Below are 14,377 nucleotides of genomic sequence, written 5' to 3' on the forward strand. Positions count from 1 at the left end.
TGCATGCGAGCGGTCCAGAGGTCATGCCACATTGGAAGCCTCCGGTCGCCTGCGTGCGCCCGCTGCATGATGAAGATCGTCGTCATGTCCTCGGCGGGATCGTTGTACCAGGCGGTGCCGTAATAGCCGGGCCATCCGTAGCTCCCGACCGAAGGAGCCGAGGTGCGGCCAGAACCCGGAGACCGCCTTCTGCGCCGGGGCCAGGTGGTCGCTCTGAACAACCCTCGCTCTACATGGCCTTGGCACTAGCCCGGTCAGGTGGGCGATCTCGACGCGTGCGATGACCGCGCCCGACCTGGGACTTCGGCCCCATTTGGCGGTTTGGCTCTTGCCAGATGGACGCTGGAGTAGCTGTCGGCGGTGAACTCGGGTCGGTCCCATCCACCGAAGCGATCCACCGGATCGAGCCCTGCCAGCTTGGCCATCACATCCATCTCGGTGTGGGACAGCTCCCGCAACTCGGATGCGTAGGCTGGATCCCCGGGTGCAGCAGCCGGCGGGACACCCGCACGAGTCGGCATCACCAGCTGCCGGCGCTGGTGCCGCCACCGCCTCCGCCACCACTGGCGCCACCGGAGAAACCGGACGAACCGCCGGACCCGCCGCCGGACCTGCCGCTGGACGTGCTTACCGAGATTGAACTGGTGAACCCGCGCAGGTCACGGCTTAGGTGATCGAGCGAACCGAGCCCGATCATGAAGCTGGTGTCCGGCTCTGGAATGCGTCCCGTCGCGGCCAGCTCCTGGCACACCTTCGTCCATTGCTTGACGTCACCGAACAACACCGCCCACGGCAGATAACGGTGGTAGACGTCCGCGTCGGTGGCCGCGTTCAGTGCACTGGACTCCGTGCCGCGAAGGTAGTGCCGGAAGCCGAGCGCCTGCTGGGCAAGGGCCGTGGCCTTCGCGGTCAACGCCCGCGGCCGCCGCCATACGCCGAAGCCGATGCCCACACCGAGCAGCGCGGCAATACCCAGGCCGACCGGCAGCCAACCTATCCAGCCGGTGACGGCCGCTGCCGTCGCGCCCGCGAGGATGGCCAGCGCCGGCCCCAACGCCCAGACAAGAGTCGTCGGACCCCGCATCGGTATCGGGCGGACCAGATCGGCCTGGTTCACGGCCTGCTTGGCCTGGCCCTCGAGCTGTTTGGCCATCTTGACCTTGTCGGTCGGAGAGAGTTCACCGTCGCTGTCCGCGGGCTTCGCTCGCCGGAAAAGGGACCGCTCGAACGACGAGGTCAGCTTCTCGGCGTCCTGCTCCCACATCGCGAGCGGCTTGGAACGCAGTCGTACCGCGCCGGTCACCGCCATGTTGATCAGCGTGGCGGCCAGGTGCCGGGGCCTGACCTTGCGGTCCAGCACCAAGCCGAGCTGCAGCAAGGATGCGTCTGGCGGCGTAAACCGGGTAGGGATCGGCCCGTCCAGCCGCGCGGTGCTCACGTTCGTGTTCGAGCCCATCGTGCCGAGCGGTACGCCGTCGTAGTGCTGGTCCCGGGCTTCGCCCAGCCGTACGCGGGACAGCAGCCAGCCAAGGACGGGGAAGATCAGCAACGACGCGATGGTCAGGCCGGTGATGCCCAAGCCGCGCGCCGTCTCGCTCCAATCGGTGGCCGGCACCAGAGTGCCGACGCTGTCCGCGCTGAAGTCGATGACGATCCATTCCGCCGGTCCGGACCCTTCGCCCTTGGGTTGATCGAAGGTCGCGGTCTCGCCGTTCGAGGAAAGTTGATCATCGGCGTAACAATGGCCGTCCTGCTCGACAAGAGCGGTCTGATAACGACAGTCGAGCCAGCTCACCTCGGCCGGCAGCTTCCAGGTCACGCGCTCGGTGGGCTCGAGGGCGGAGTCGCGGGACTCGAAGGTGCTGATCGGCCAGATGAACGAGGCCGGACCCGTTCCGTCGGAGACCACGGCACCGTCGACGCGGTAGGTGGCCACCAGCTCCACTTTCTCGGCGTCCTCGGAGCCCTCCGGCAGCTCGGCATCGATCTCGTCCCGTTGGTGTGATCCCCCTTCGGACTGGGTCTCGTGGCTAATGCGCAGCGAAGTACCGTCACTATCGGTTACCCGTACGTCCGATATCTCGAAGAGCTGGTCCCGCGACCAGCTCAGGCTCCGGCGCTGCGGGATCTCCCAGGTGACATAAGAGCTGTTCGGTGTGGGCTTGACTTCCAGCCGCTCCTCGACTTGGGCTACGCCGTCGGCACCGACCGTTACCGTGGCGTCCATGGCGAGCAGGGCAGGGGAGTGCAGGTCCCGCTCCCGGAGGTTCGGCTCGGCGTTCTCGATCGAACCGGGCGCGAACTCGGTCACCGCGGTAAGGGTGTCGTACGGCTCGACCTCCCCGCCGCTGAGCACCGCGCGGTTGCCGGACACCTTGGTGGCACACTTGTCGCTGCCCTGAAGGCATCGGGCACGCGGAATGGCCGACGGCCCGGTGACGGTGACCGTGAAGTTCTCGATCGGGGGAAAGTCCGCGCTGGTGACATCCCAGTACAGCTGCGGCTTTCCGTCGAACGTACGCATCGCCCCGCGGAGGGTGTACTTCACCACGTAGGTCGCCTGATCCACGTCGAGTTCGCGGTCCGGTCACCGATCCGAAGCTTGAGTGTCTCCGAGGACTCGTACGAGTCCAGATCGGTGGGCACACCGGTCGGGCTGGACACGGTGAGGTCACTGACCTTGTAAACCGCTTCCTGCAGCGGATTGTCTTCCCACTCTTCAACGGTCACGAGACTGAGCTCGATGCCGTGCGCTCCCTTGCGGCCGAAATCCCAGTCGAGCCGGTACGTGACGTCGATGGTGCCGTCGCTCTGGACGTCGTACGTCGCGTCCAGACTGCGGACGGTGTCCTCGGACTGTGCTCGGGCCGCGGGTGTCGCCATGACAAAACTCAGGGCGGTCAGACCCAGCACAACCAAGAGAAGCAATGCGGGCGCGCGAAGATGCCTGGACATTCGGCGCACTATAACCAGGTCAATGGCGGCCACAGCATCGGCCGCGCCAGCGCCGCCCGGCAGCCGCCACTGTGACGCCCATACCAAGGTAGCGCAGACGATCCATGACGGTGTTCGCATGGATGTGGCCGGTCCGACGCCAGTGCTGGGGAAGAGCCAATCGTATTCTGTTGTGGATGCCGGCCCTTGGCCATGAGTGGTGAACAACTCGACTAGTAACCGCCACTATTCGCGCTCGCCGTAATGTCGACATCACGCACGCACGCGTATTCGCCTGCCGATACGAAAGCTGGGATGCGATCGGCCATCTCGCCAACCTCGTGTCCCCTAGAGGTCGTCGACTGGCTTGCCCCGAATCTTGATGCCTTGCGGCCCCTTGGGAAGCTTGAGCAACTTCGGATCCACCACATGCCGCACGTGACGAGCCTTGGGCCGCTGAGCTCCTTGGGCTCCCTGCGACGCCTGATCCTCGAGACGCGCCCGAGCTGGGACGGGAGCGGGTGACGCAGGTCGCCACGCCTGAACCGCTTCGAGGCCTGCCTCTTGAGGAGGTGAACATGTTCGGCGTCCGACCCGCGTCGAAGTCGGTTGATGACCTACTCGCGATTCCGACGTCCGCCCGTGGGGAACTCTCGTGTCCGCCAGCGGGGAGAACAACTGACCGCCTCCGGGGAGAAACCAATGTCCGTTGACAGCAAGCGACAGTGTTCGACGCATGCCTGTATCACGCCAGGGGCTGGCTGATAGCGGCGTAGTTCGTCATGGCGGCTGCGGCTTCTTTGGCCGTGTCTGTGGGTGACCTGGTCGCTGTAGCCGAGGAGGTTGGCGACGACGGGAGCGGGCACTTCGAGTACGAGGTCGCGTAGTGCTGCGTTGCGTGCGCCGCGGAGGTTGATTCCTAGGTCGCGAAGCCGGTCCATGAGGGCGTTCTCGTGGCTGTGTCGGCCTGCGCGTGTGCTGGGGAAGAGCCAATCGCTGTTGGCATTGGCGCCGCGTTGGTTCGGTCTGGATCTGTAGTGCTCCAACAAGAGAGTCGCGAATGGGTCGGGAACAGGCAGGGGATCGTTGGCGAAGATGATCGCTGGTCCGTCTGGTGTGATGGTCACGCTGCTGGTCTTGAGCTCGGCTATGCGTACGACGGGTTGTGCGTAGAGCAGCAGGAGTATGCCGGCGACGCGGTAGGGCAGGGCTTCGGACCGGCCGTGGAGGAGTTCCTTGATCCAGCCGAGACGCTGTTCCTGGCTGAGCTGGGGGACCGTCTTGGCTTTGCGGTGGGCGATGGTGATTCCGAGCTTGCCGCCAGTCTTGTTCATCCATACGAAGAAGGTTCGGATGGCCGTTCGGGTCGTTGGTCCGGTTGCCAGATACTCGTCGACGTCGAGCTGCCTGCAGTCTGAGAGGTAGCGACCGTGCTCGTCGCGAAGCCACGTGAGGAACTTCAGCGTTTCGGTGATCTCTTGCTTGGCTGCATGCACAGCTCCACGGCTGCCGGTGCCTGGTTTGCTCTTGGCCCGGATCCGCTGGAGGTGGTGCCAGCGTGCGAACCGTTCGGCGGGCTGCCGGATGGCGGTTCACCGTCGAGGGCTTCGTGAGTGAGTGCCAGTTGGCCGATGGATAGACGTCGTAGCAGGTCACGGACTTGTTTGGGGCGCATCCAGGCGATGACGCTTTCCGGGCGGTCTGCGGAGCTGAGCACTTCGACGAGCCGTTCCATGGCGGGTCGATCGGCGGGCGACGTCAAGAGAAGTTCGCCCAGGTCGGTCGTCAGCGCGCAGCGCGCAGATGCCGATGCGATAGTGCTCGGCTTCTTGCCCGCAGTCGGTGCAGGTCAGGACTGGGATGCCGGCGTAGGGCGCGCAGATGGGTGACCGGTTGGATCCTGCGACGCCGGGCAGCAGCCGGGAATCTCCGCACTGCGGGCAAACGTTTGTCCAGGTCAGAAGCGAGAAGACATCCCGTGGGGAAGCGAGCAGTGTGCGATTGCATCCGATGCAAGAATACTTGATTCAGTTGACATAATGTACATTATCGGCGATCAGATCAAGCGCAGCCCGGCACAAAATCAGCTTCTACCAGCGACGCCGGAGATGGCATCATCGCACGATGCCGTTCGGTGAGGAGAACGTCGACGCGACCGTACTCGGAGATCTCGTACGGCACGTGTTCGGCTCGGACACGAAGCTGCGCAACTGGCGCTTCCTCGGCGGCGGAACCAGCAACGTTGCCTTTCAGGTGAACGTCAACAACGACCCCCGCAGCTTCGTCTTCCGGTTCAGCCGGGGTCTTCACGATGACGTGTACGAGACCGAGGCCGCCAACTACACCACCGTCGCCTCAGCAACCGGTGTCCGAGTGCCAGAAATCATCATGATCGACCGTCGTCACGCCTTGGTGCCCACCGCGTACATGGTCCTGGAGCACCTGGCCGGTCAAGAGCACGCCTCCTTGTGCCATCCGGACAACACCGCCGTCGCTCCCGAACAGAAGGAGCACATCAGGAGCCAGCTCGGCCACTTCTATGCACGGCTCCACAGGGCCACCCGCCCAGCCCAACCCGGCGAGAGTGTGTCCCTCATCCTGCTGGGGATCTCCCTGTTCCACACCGCGGTCGCCGCCGGTTATCTGACTGTCGACCTCGACACCGTGGCGGCCTGCGAGCGAGCCGTACGCCAGGACCAGGCGCTTGCCGCTCCAACCCTCGCGTTCTGCCTGCCCGATGGCGAGATCTACTTCCAGCAACGCGACGGCACCTACCACCTGTCGTTCGTCTGCGACCTCGAGTGGTCCGGATACGACCACCACCTGGCCGACCTGACCAGACAGGCCATCCCAGGCCGTTCTCTCGTCGACTTGGACCATCCGGTGGAACTGGACGTGGACAGCCTTCGCCGCGATCCGTTCTTCATCGGTTACGAACGATCCGGCGGAACCGCCGACTACGAGGCAGTCGACCGGCTCGCGCTCTACACCCAGCTCAGCACCTGGGGATTCGTCGCCGGCGAGGCCGCCGATCCCGGCAAGAAGCAGTGGATCCGAGACAGCCGACTCCCCCTCATCAACCGCCTGCTCCAGCAGGTGGCCTCGAGGGCGGCCTGACTCAGCGTGGGCCGACCACCCCGTCCAGCATGAGAACGAGATCGCCGGGGTCGGTCAGCTGTGGGAAGTCCTGGTTGGACTGGTCCGTACGGGAGCGCCGCCAGGCGGGCCACCTGTCCAGGACCCATCGCGCGCAGTACGGCGTCATGCCCACCGCGGCCGCACCCTGCAACTCGTCTCTCCCCCCGTCACCGACGAAGACCATCTGCTCGGGCGCCACGCCCAGCTGTTGGGACGCCTGCAGGTTCCTTTCACGCGACCGCGGCCGGCGTCGTCAGAATTCCACGCGCACCACGGCGCGTCGTGCGGTCGGCCTGCCGACTTCGCGAAAGCCCGCAGCGGTGAAGAGACTCACGCTGCCAACGTACAGTTCAATCGCACCCGTTCCGTGTCCAGACCACTTGACCACCGGATATCCCTCGACTGCGCGAGCGCCGCGTTCGCGGGCGAACTCGACGGCGGCCCGGGCCATGGCGGACCCGATCCCGCGGCGGCGATATCCCCTGCGTACGACGAAGCATGTCACTGCCCAGACGTCCTCGTCGGCCTTGTTCTCGTCGCGGCCGGTCCAGGGGACGCGCATCCGCAACAACCGGGGATACGCAGTGCGCGGCTCGACAGCGCACCAGCCGGCCGGCTCCACTCCGCAGTACGCAACCAGGCCGGACGTAGACCGCGCATGCTTGTCACCGCAGTTGGTCTGTGCCCGGAATCGCCCGGCGCGTTCGTCGAATCCCACCGAGGAGCGCCATTCCTCGTCGGTCAGCTTGAAGAACTGACATTGACACTGCCGGCCTTCGCCCGTGCTGAAGACCGCCTGCAGGTCGTCCCACGAAGCCTGGTTGGCCGGGACGATCCGCAATCGGTCCGGTGAGTCCGCGATCGTCATGGCAGAACGATAGGAGCACTCGCGGTCAAATCCTGGCCGCGTGGCCACCCTTCGATGCCGAACTCCCCTGGTCCTACGAGGATCGCGCCACCGCTGCCATGGCGGCCTCCAGCGCGACCCTCGACCTGGATACCGGCGGTGGCGAAACCCTCGCCCGCGTCCACGAGCAAGCCGGTACGACGACGCCCGGGCGGATCGTGGCGACGGAAGCTTGGGCTCCGAACGTGCCAGTCGCACGCGAACGCCTCGAACCGCTGGGGATCGAGGTTCGTCACAGCGGCGGCCCGTCGCTACCGGCAACGGACGCCGAGTTCGACCTCGTCCTGAATCGGCACGGCGCGTTCGATCCCGCGGAGCTGCGACGCGTTCTCGAGCCAGGTGGGACGTTCCTGTCGCAGCAAGTCGGGCATGACAACGACATCGAACTCAACGCCGCGCTTGACGCGCCCCGCGCAGAGTACTCCGACAACGCCAGGTTCGACCGTGCGATCAGCTCGCTCGAGCAGCACGGCTTCGAGATCATACGAGCCGAGGAATCCTTTACGCCGTTCACTTTCCTGGACATCGGCGCGATCGTATTCCACCTCCGCATCGTCTCGTGGCAGATCCCTGGCTTCGATGTCGACACCTACGACCAGCGACTACGTGAACTGGACAGACGTGTCCGGTCCGATGGTGGCTTCGTCGTGCACCACCACAGATACTTCGTCGAAGCGACCCGCCGGACGTGAGCGTGGGAAGAACACGCGTGTAACTCCGATTCAGCGACCGAGCGGATGCTCCAGCGCGCGACGACCGAATCGTTGGTTCAGCCGGGCTCCCCTGACACTTCACGTTCGTAGGCCCACAGCGTCCGTACGACGAGTGCGCGCTCGGCCGGCGCCAGCGGCTGCAGGACCTTCCTCCACGCCTTCGCACCGTTGGACAGCCACCGGTCGATCGCCTTGTGGTGCGCGGGTGCGATGCTCACGATCGTGCGGCGGCGGTCGGTTTCGTCCTCCTGGCGGACCAGGATCCCCTGCCTGGAAAGGTCGCTGACCATCAGGCTCACCGTCGCGGGTGCGACTTCGAGGCGGGACGCCAGCTCGTTGACGCCCAGTGGTCCGTCGAAGATGAGGTACGCCATCAGCGACAGATGCCGCGGCGCAAGCTGAAACGACTGCAACTCCTTTGGTACCTGCGCTCGCTTGGCACGGCCGACCAGCCGCGGCATCAGCAACAACAACGTGCGGACGCTCTCGTCGACCTCCAAGCCCTGCTCTTGTCCTGCGCGCGACTCCCCCGATCGTTTGCTTGCCATCGCCTGCACTCCAATATACCTTTGCTTGCAAAGCAAATGAACTCTGTCCAGCAAACTCTACCGGAGTGACTACGATGAGCGACCACAACCAGGCGATCATTGCCGAGTTCCGACACAACAACGGCAAGGTCGGCGGCCCGTTCGAAGGCGCACCACTACTCCTGCTGACCACGACGGGAGCAAAGACCGGCAAGCCCCGCACCTCCCCCACCATGTACCTCAAGGACGGCGATCGGCTGCTGGTGTTCGCGTCCAACGCCGGGCAGCCGAACCATCCCGCGTGGTACTACAACCTGCTCGCCAACCCGCAGGTCACCGTCGAACTCGGTGACGCGACGTACGACGCTGACGCGATCGTGCTGCATGGCGAGGAACGGGACCGCTGGTACGCGCGGCAGGCCGAGCTGGTACCGGCGTTCGCCGGCTACCAGGAGCGCACCTCCCGCACCATCCCCGTCGTCGCGCTGCGCCCGCGGCGGGTGGTCGCACTCGGCGACGAGCTCGTACGCATCCACGACGGCCTACGGACCGAGCTCGACACGTTGCGTACGCAGCTTGCGGACGGTCGTCAGCCGGCCTCGCTCGGCACCGAGTTGACCACGTACTGCCTGGCGTTCTGCTCAGCGCTCGAGGAGCACCATCTCAACGAGGACAGGGTTTTTCCTCGGTTGGAGGCTCAGCTTCCCGAGTTCGCACCGGCGATCGCGCGGATGCGACAGGAACATCGCGCGGTCGCGGCGATGGTTGGCGAACTGCAGGCGTTGCTGACCAAGCTCCAGGCAGCTGAGGGCGATCTGGAGCCGGTCCGGGCCGGCATCGAGAAGCTCGCAGGCGACCTCGAGACCCATTTCGCCTACGAGGAAGCCGAGCTCGTTCCCGTACTCAACCAGGGCGCCCTGACCAACCGCGGCGACGACAAGTCCTGATTGTCGACGACGACCGATGCGTGTGCGGCCGGCTGACATTGGGTGAGGTAGAGCCGTTGCCCTTCCACATAACGCCGATTGGAAGGATGCGACGGATCCATGTCGGCCCCGTCGCGGACGGCGCAGCGAGCCACCGACTCTTCGGTGCTGACGTCGAGGAACACAGAGAAGTCCCAGTAGCCGCGCAGCTCCGGACGGTGCAGGAAGATTCCGTCGAACACCAGTACCACATTTCCGGCCGCCTGCTCCCACGGCGAGTCGACCGTCTGGTCACTACGGTAGTCGAACGCAGCGGCTCGGTACCGGCCGTCGCCGCCCGGGCTCAGCGGGTCGAGCAACACCTCGCGCAGCAACGGATAGTCGTAGGAATCGGCGAAGTATCCCTCCGGAGAAGCCTTTCCCAGCCGATGGCGGTCCGCTCGCGGACGATGGAAGCCGTCGACACTGGCCCGCACTGCCGGCCGTCCAACGGCCCGGACGGCCTCGGCCAGTTCGTCGGCGAACATCGTCTTGCCGGCACCGTCGACTCCATCGACTCCCACCCGCACCACTCGATCCGAGGTGATCGCGGTCGCTGAGCGCGCCAGCCTGCTGAGCAGCTCGGTCCGTTCCTTGGAAGTGATTCGCACCGGCCAAGTCAATCAGGTCGGATCCGACCAGTGAGTTTTCCGGTCCGCGGTGGTCTGTACGTGCATGACGACGATCGACCTTGGAATCCACCTCCCCATCACCGGACAAAACGCCTCGCCGGAGCACATCTGCGCGGTCGCCGAACGCGCCGAGGAGATCGGTCTGGCGTCGGTGTGGACGTACGAACGGCTGATGCGTCCGGCCGAACCGTTCATGTTCGGCGTCGGCCCGATGCCGCTGCCCGAGTCCAGCAGCAGCGTGTTCGACCCGCTGGAGACGCTCAGCTTCGTCGCCGCCCGCACCAGCCGGATCCAGCTCGGCACGAGCGTGGTGAACAGCCTCTTCCACAACCCGGTCGTGCTCGCCAAGCGGCTGGCGACGGTCGACCGCCTCAGCAACGGGCGGCTGCTCGCGGGCATCGGACAGGGCTGGATGGCGCAGGAGTACGAGGCCGCGGGCCTACCCCAGTCTCGGCGCGGCGCCGGCTTCGCCGAGCACATCGAGGCCATGCGCGCGGTCTGGGGGCCGAACCCAGTGCGCTACGAAGGACGCGTCTACCAGATCCCAGAGGCCGAGATCGGCCCGAAGCCGGTCCGCGCGGATGGGCCGACCGTGCTGGTCGGTGCGGCCGCTCCGGCCGCCATCGAGCGCGCCGGCCGGATGGGCCTCGGCCTGACGCTCGTGATCTTCGACTGGGACATGACGGCCGGTCTACTCGACGCGTATCGCAAGGCCTACCAGGCTCCTGCAGACCAGCCGCCGGCTCCCGTCGTGGTGCAGGTGAACGGCACCATCACCGAGCAGGCACAGGACGAACGGATGCCGCTCACCGGCTCGCTCGACCAGGTGATCGAAGACCTTTCCCGACTCGAGGCGCTCGGGGCGCGGCATGTGATCTGGAATCCACTGGACGCGGACACCGACGAGCAACTCGCCCGGCTCGAGGAGCTCAAGCAGCGGATCGCCTGAACCCGCTACCGCCGGCGCCTCGACGGTCGACGTCCTTGACGGGGTTCGGCGCTGTGCCTGATGTGGTGCGCGGGACCGGCGCGACCGGTCCTGCGCATGCGCAGACCAGCCGACTGTGACGCTGCCGCATGCTCTTTTCCACACCGAGCGCTGCAGGTCACAGCGACAGCAAGCCTTCTAACCGTGGCATCCGAGGGCGCAGCGGGTCGCTGCTGCGACGATGGCCTACCGGTCCTTCCAGCCAACTAACGCCTGCCGGGTTCCAACGGGGTCAGGTGCCTTCGTCCTCATCAGCCGGTCCACGTCGTGCCCGACTCTCCGACCGGCGCACCGTCCTGTTGTGGAGCTGGTAAGCCTCAACCGCTCCGTGTTGGCGCCGACTGGTCAACCTCAGCCCGGTGGGTCGAACCGCTGTCGGAACCTGCACCGCACGCAGCCAGGATGCCGGTGCCGAGCAGGATCACCGCAGCGAGCTTGGGCGTCATGCGACCAGGTCTCATGCTCCCTATCGCCCTGTTTCATCTGTTATGTGCCATCTGGCGATGACATCCGCGAAATTGGGGGGAATGCGCGCCCGGCAAACGCCGGCCGCGCGATGTCTGCGCGCTGCGGTCGCCTGGCTGGGCGATCTCGCCCTACGTCGGCACTCCTCAGACCTTTCCGGACGCCACCGCGCCGCCTGAGGCGGGGGCGCCCAGCGCGGAAAGCCGAGCCGCGGCGTTCCGCTTCGCACTTGATGCCCCAGCGGAACGGATGGGCGCACCTGGCGGCCGCCTGGCCTCGACATGCCGTGGTCGCCGGTGATCAGTGGCACAGCGCCGGGGGTACGCACGTAGTCCGAGCCGTGGCGCGTAGCCGGCGGCGCGTGGTCCGTCGTTCGCAAGGCCGCGACAGTGACGATGGGTTCGGCCGGTCCGAGGCACTCAGTCGGTGTGTGCGCCCGGTGCGGGCACCTACGCCCACGGCAGGCGGCCCGCGGGGGTCAGGTGCGCCGGAGCGATGCGGGCACCAGCTATGGACGGGGATGAGGGCATCGGACGGCTGGCTGTGCTCAGGCATCGGACCTCCTCAGGCGCAGGGCGGCGGAACCGAGCGCCGCCAAGATGTAGAACGCGATTGCGGTCAGGGCGCCGAGTGGTGAGAGCACGTAGTCTGGCCCACCGATGCCGGCGGTCAGGGCGTCGGCTCCGGCCAGTTCGCGGGACAAGGCCAGCAGCATCACCGAGGCGTAGCGGTCGTCCCAAGGATCTGGGAGAGATAGGCCGAGCAGCGGGAGGACGTACCACAGCAGAACCACGACCACGATCGCAGCCGGAGTGGAGCGCAGCGTGCAGCCGATGCCCAAACCCACCAGTCCGAACACCGCGACCAGCACCGCCGAGGCCATTGCCAGCCGGACCTCGCCAGCCAGTGGGGCGTGATAGGAGGCGATCGCCCGCTCGCCCATGATGGCCCGGCCACCGAGCAGGGCGGCGATCGCGCTGACGGTGCCGATCAGCCATCCCATGCCTCCGACGACGGCGGCCTTGGCAGCGAGCACGCGCAGCCGGTTCGGCGCCACGACCAGGCTGCCGCGGATCGAGCCGGTGGCGTATTCGGAGGTGATCGCGAGCACTCCCAGGACGGCGACACAGATCTGGCTGAAGATCGCAGACACTTCGTACATCGGCGAGACCGAGATCCGCTGGCGCTGTGCCACCGTCGCATCGTCCCAAACGCCGGCGACGTAGACCGAGATCAGCAGGCAGCACCCGACCCCGGCCGCGACGACAGCGAGCAGATACGCGGTCGAACGCACCGAGCGAAGCTTCAGCCACTCCGCCGCCAACGTCCCAAGCATGCCTAGACATCCCTTCGTACGAAGGTGAACGTGGCGGCGCCGCCCACCACCACGAGGTATGCCACGAGCACGGCCACTGCTGCCGAAGGCGAAAGCTCGCCAACGGCCAACCGGTAGTCGACGATCTGGCCGGCGAGGTTGGGCAGCAAGATCGACTGGATCCGCTCGTACCACGGTGAGGGCAGGAAGGTGGCGATGGTCGGTAGGACGAACGCCATCCCCGCGAGCACCACGATGGCTCCGGCGGTCGACCGCAACAGGGTCCCGAGTGCCAAGCCCAGCAGGGCGAACACCATCACCGTCACTCCGGACATGAGCAGCATCGGCAGCTCGTCGACGGAGGGGGTGCCGTAGCCGGGGCTCATCGGTCGATCGCCGACGATTGCCCGCGCGATCGCGAAGATCCCGAACAGCGAGGCGGTTCCGACCAGCAGGCCCGCGAGCGCCACGATCGGGGTCTTGCCGGCCAGCAGCCTGATCCGGCTCGGGACGGCCACGACGCTGGCCCGGATCTGGCCGCTGCCGTATTCCGAGGACATCGCCAGCACGCCCAGCACGGCGAGACAGAACTGGATGGCCGGCAGCGCAGCCTGCTCGAGCGGGCCCGCCTGGAATCTGGCCCGCTGGGCGGCGTCCAGGTCGTCCCAGATCCGGGAGCCGTTGTAGGCCATCCAGGTGGCGAACAGCATGATCGCCGCGATCGCCACCAGGATGAAGAAGGTGGAGCGGACCGACCGCAGCTTCACCCACTCCGAGGACCAGATCCCAAGCATCACAGGGACTCCCTCCGACTACCGGCGGATGTGGACTCGGCGCGATACTCGACGCTCCCAGCGGTGAGCTCGACATAGGCGTCCTCCAGCGACGCGCTGCGCGGTGTCACTTCGTGGACCGGAATCGCGTGCTCGGCGGCCAGGTCACCGATCCGGGAGACCTCCAGCCCACTGACCGCGAGCCCGCCGTCGGACTCGACCAGCACCGAGCCGCCGGCCGCCGTCAGCACGCCGGTCAGCTGCTCGGCACGCGGCGAGCGGACCAGTACGCCCTTGGCGAAGCGCTCGGACAGCTCGCGCACGGTGGTGTCGGCGATCAGGCGGCCCTGGCCGATCACGATCAACTGGTCGGCCGTCACCTGCATCTCGCTCATCAGATGGCTTGAGATCAGGATCGTTCGACCTTCTGCGGCAAGGGAACGCATCAGGTCGCGGATCCAGCGCACTCCGTCGGGATCGAGGCCGTTGACCGGCTCGTCGAACAGCAGCACGCCTGGGTCACCGAGCAGGGCTGCCGCGATGCCGAGGCGTTGTTTCATGCCGAGCGAGAATCCCTTGACTCGCTTGCGCGCGACGCCGGCGAGGCCGACCTGCTCGAGCACCTGCACCACCCGGCGGTCGCCGATCCGGTTGGTGCGGGCGAGGCAGCGCAGGTGGTTGAGCGCGGACCGGCCGGGATGGACGGCGCTGGCGTCCAACAGGGCACCGACTTCGTGCATCGGCCGCCGAAACGAGGAGTAGCGGCGGCCGTTGACCAGGGCATCGCCGGAGTCGGGCGCGTCGAGCCCGAGCAGGACGCGCATCGTGGTGGACTTGCCCGCGCCGTTCGGTCCCAGGAACCCGGTCACTTGGCCGGGTTTCACTTCGAACGTCAGGTCGGACAGGGCGAGGGTTCGCCCGTACCGCTTGGTCAGGGCTCGTAGGTCGATCATGCGGGCCAGGTTGCCGGGCGGGGAGGGGTGAGCGCGTCGGAGCACGGGCTGGTCTTCGGTCTCATAC

Annotated in this window: 14 protein-coding genes; 4 read left to right on the forward strand and 10 right to left on the reverse strand. The window is 66.5% G+C overall.

Annotated features, from left to right (window positions below):
* Positions 1-520: 520 nt before the first annotated feature.
* The 3 genes from ACYVF6_RS40505 to ACYVF6_RS40515 form a co-directional block, all read right to left on the reverse strand.
* Positions 521-2,569, reverse strand: coding sequence for a DUF2207 domain-containing protein (locus ACYVF6_RS40505; RefSeq protein WP_460530247.1), 2,049 nt, complete (start codon positions 2,567-2,569; stop codon positions 521-523).
* Positions 2,545-2,883 carry a DUF2207 domain-containing protein gene (locus ACYVF6_RS40510; RefSeq protein WP_460530249.1) on the reverse strand — a complete coding sequence of 113 codons (339 nt, stop codon included), beginning with the start codon at positions 2,881-2,883 and terminating at the stop codon, positions 2,545-2,547. Before ACYVF6_RS40510 ends, ACYVF6_RS40505 begins: the two co-directional genes overlap by 25 nt.
* A gap of 668 nt (positions 2,884-3,551) precedes the next feature.
* The gene (locus ACYVF6_RS40515; protein ID WP_460530252.1) at positions 3,552-4,430 is read right to left on the reverse strand and encodes a hypothetical protein; all 879 of its coding nucleotides are present in this window, start codon (positions 4,428-4,430) and stop codon (positions 3,552-3,554) included.
* 628 nt (positions 4,431-5,058) lie between these two features.
* Between ACYVF6_RS40515 and ACYVF6_RS40520 the strand changes: the two genes are divergently transcribed.
* Positions 5,059-6,051 carry a phosphotransferase family protein gene (locus tag ACYVF6_RS40520; protein WP_460530255.1) on the forward strand — a complete coding sequence of 331 codons (993 nt, stop codon included), beginning with the start codon at positions 5,059-5,061 and terminating at the stop codon, positions 6,049-6,051.
* A 1-nt stretch (position 6,052) separates the two neighbouring features.
* Here ACYVF6_RS40520 and ACYVF6_RS40525 read toward each other — a convergent pair whose 3' ends face one another.
* Together ACYVF6_RS40525 and ACYVF6_RS40530 are read right to left on the reverse strand one after the other, a co-directional pair.
* The gene (locus ACYVF6_RS40525) at positions 6,053-6,271 is read right to left on the reverse strand and encodes a hypothetical protein (RefSeq protein ID WP_460530258.1); all 219 of its coding nucleotides are present in this window, start codon (positions 6,269-6,271) and stop codon (positions 6,053-6,055) included.
* Between the two features lie 54 nt (positions 6,272-6,325).
* Positions 6,326-6,940, reverse strand: coding sequence for a GNAT family N-acetyltransferase (locus ACYVF6_RS40530; protein ID WP_460530261.1), 615 nt, complete (start codon positions 6,938-6,940; stop codon positions 6,326-6,328).
* On the opposite strand from ACYVF6_RS40530, the gene ACYVF6_RS40535 reads away from it, so the two are divergent.
* Positions 6,922-7,671, forward strand: a complete 750-nt coding sequence (locus tag ACYVF6_RS40535; protein ID WP_460530264.1) for a class I SAM-dependent methyltransferase — start codon at positions 6,922-6,924, stop codon at positions 7,669-7,671. The two genes, ACYVF6_RS40530 and ACYVF6_RS40535, sit on opposite strands and share 19 nt — an antisense overlap.
* A gap of 77 nt (positions 7,672-7,748) precedes the next feature.
* Here ACYVF6_RS40535 and ACYVF6_RS40540 read toward each other — a convergent pair whose 3' ends face one another.
* Complete coding sequence (locus ACYVF6_RS40540; RefSeq protein ID WP_460530267.1) at positions 7,749-8,240, reverse strand: MarR family winged helix-turn-helix transcriptional regulator; 492 nt, start codon at positions 8,238-8,240, stop codon at positions 7,749-7,751.
* Between the two features lie 74 nt (positions 8,241-8,314).
* On the opposite strand from ACYVF6_RS40540, the gene ACYVF6_RS40545 reads away from it, so the two are divergent.
* Entirely contained in the window at positions 8,315-9,166 is an 852-nt protein-coding gene (locus ACYVF6_RS40545) for a nitroreductase/quinone reductase family protein (protein ID WP_460530527.1), read from the forward strand.
* Here ACYVF6_RS40545 and ACYVF6_RS40550 read toward each other — a convergent pair.
* Positions 9,094-9,795, reverse strand: coding sequence for a nucleoside/nucleotide kinase family protein (locus tag ACYVF6_RS40550; protein WP_460530270.1), 702 nt, complete (start codon positions 9,793-9,795; stop codon positions 9,094-9,096). The genes ACYVF6_RS40545 and ACYVF6_RS40550 overlap by 73 nt on opposite strands.
* A 64-nt stretch (positions 9,796-9,859) precedes the next feature.
* Here ACYVF6_RS40550 and ACYVF6_RS40555 point away from each other — a divergent pair, with 64 nt between their 5' ends.
* The gene (locus ACYVF6_RS40555; protein WP_460530273.1) at positions 9,860-10,765 is read left to right on the forward strand and encodes an LLM class oxidoreductase; all 906 of its coding nucleotides are present in this window, start codon (positions 9,860-9,862) and stop codon (positions 10,763-10,765) included.
* Positions 10,766-11,816: 1,051 nt separating this feature from the next.
* Here the strand turns inward: ACYVF6_RS40555 and ACYVF6_RS40560 are convergent.
* The 3 genes from ACYVF6_RS40560 to ACYVF6_RS40570 are packed head-to-tail and all read right to left on the reverse strand — an operon-like array spanning position 11,817 to position 14,310.
* Positions 11,817-12,605: an ABC transporter permease gene (locus ACYVF6_RS40560; RefSeq protein WP_460530275.1), complete on the reverse strand. Its 789-nt coding sequence runs from the start codon at positions 12,603-12,605 to the stop codon at positions 11,817-11,819.
* Between the two features lie 2 nt (positions 12,606-12,607).
* On the reverse strand, positions 12,608-13,378 hold the full coding sequence (locus ACYVF6_RS40565) for an ABC transporter permease (protein WP_460530278.1): 771 nt from the start codon (positions 13,376-13,378) through the stop codon (positions 12,608-12,610).
* On the reverse strand, positions 13,378-14,310 hold the full coding sequence (locus ACYVF6_RS40570; RefSeq protein WP_460530281.1) for an ATP-binding cassette domain-containing protein: 933 nt from the start codon (positions 14,308-14,310) through the stop codon (positions 13,378-13,380). Before ACYVF6_RS40570 ends, ACYVF6_RS40565 begins: the two co-directional genes overlap by 1 nt.
* Positions 14,311-14,377 lie beyond the last annotated feature (67 nt).

The sequence above is a fragment of the Flindersiella endophytica genome (assembly GCF_054779015.1).

Bases quoted from the DNA above. Each gene is read 5' to 3' on its own strand.
- ACYVF6_RS40510 (WP_460530249.1), bottom strand. From the start codon at position 2,883: ATGGCGACACCCGCGGCCCGAGCACAGTCCGAGGACACCGTCCGCAGT.
- ACYVF6_RS40520 (WP_460530255.1), top strand. From the start codon at position 5,059: ATGCCGTTCGGTGAGGAGAACGTCGACGCGACCGTACTCGGAGATCTC.
- ACYVF6_RS40530 (WP_460530261.1), bottom strand. From the start codon at position 6,940: ATGACGATCGCGGACTCACCGGACCGATTGCGGATCGTCCCGGCCAAC.
- ACYVF6_RS40540 (WP_460530267.1), bottom strand. From the start codon at position 8,240: ATGGCAAGCAAACGATCGGGGGAGTCGCGCGCAGGACAAGAGCAGGGC.
- ACYVF6_RS40545 (WP_460530527.1), top strand. From the start codon at position 8,315: ATGAGCGACCACAACCAGGCGATCATTGCCGAGTTCCGACACAACAAC.
- ACYVF6_RS40555 (WP_460530273.1), top strand. From the start codon at position 9,860: ATGACGACGATCGACCTTGGAATCCACCTCCCCATCACCGGACAAAAC.
- ACYVF6_RS40560 (WP_460530275.1), bottom strand. From the start codon at position 12,605: ATGCTTGGGACGTTGGCGGCGGAGTGGCTGAAGCTTCGCTCGGTGCGT.
- ACYVF6_RS40565 (WP_460530278.1), bottom strand. From the start codon at position 13,378: ATGCTTGGGATCTGGTCCTCGGAGTGGGTGAAGCTGCGGTCGGTCCGC.
- ACYVF6_RS40570 (WP_460530281.1), bottom strand. From the start codon at position 14,310: ATGATCGACCTACGAGCCCTGACCAAGCGGTACGGGCGAACCCTCGCC.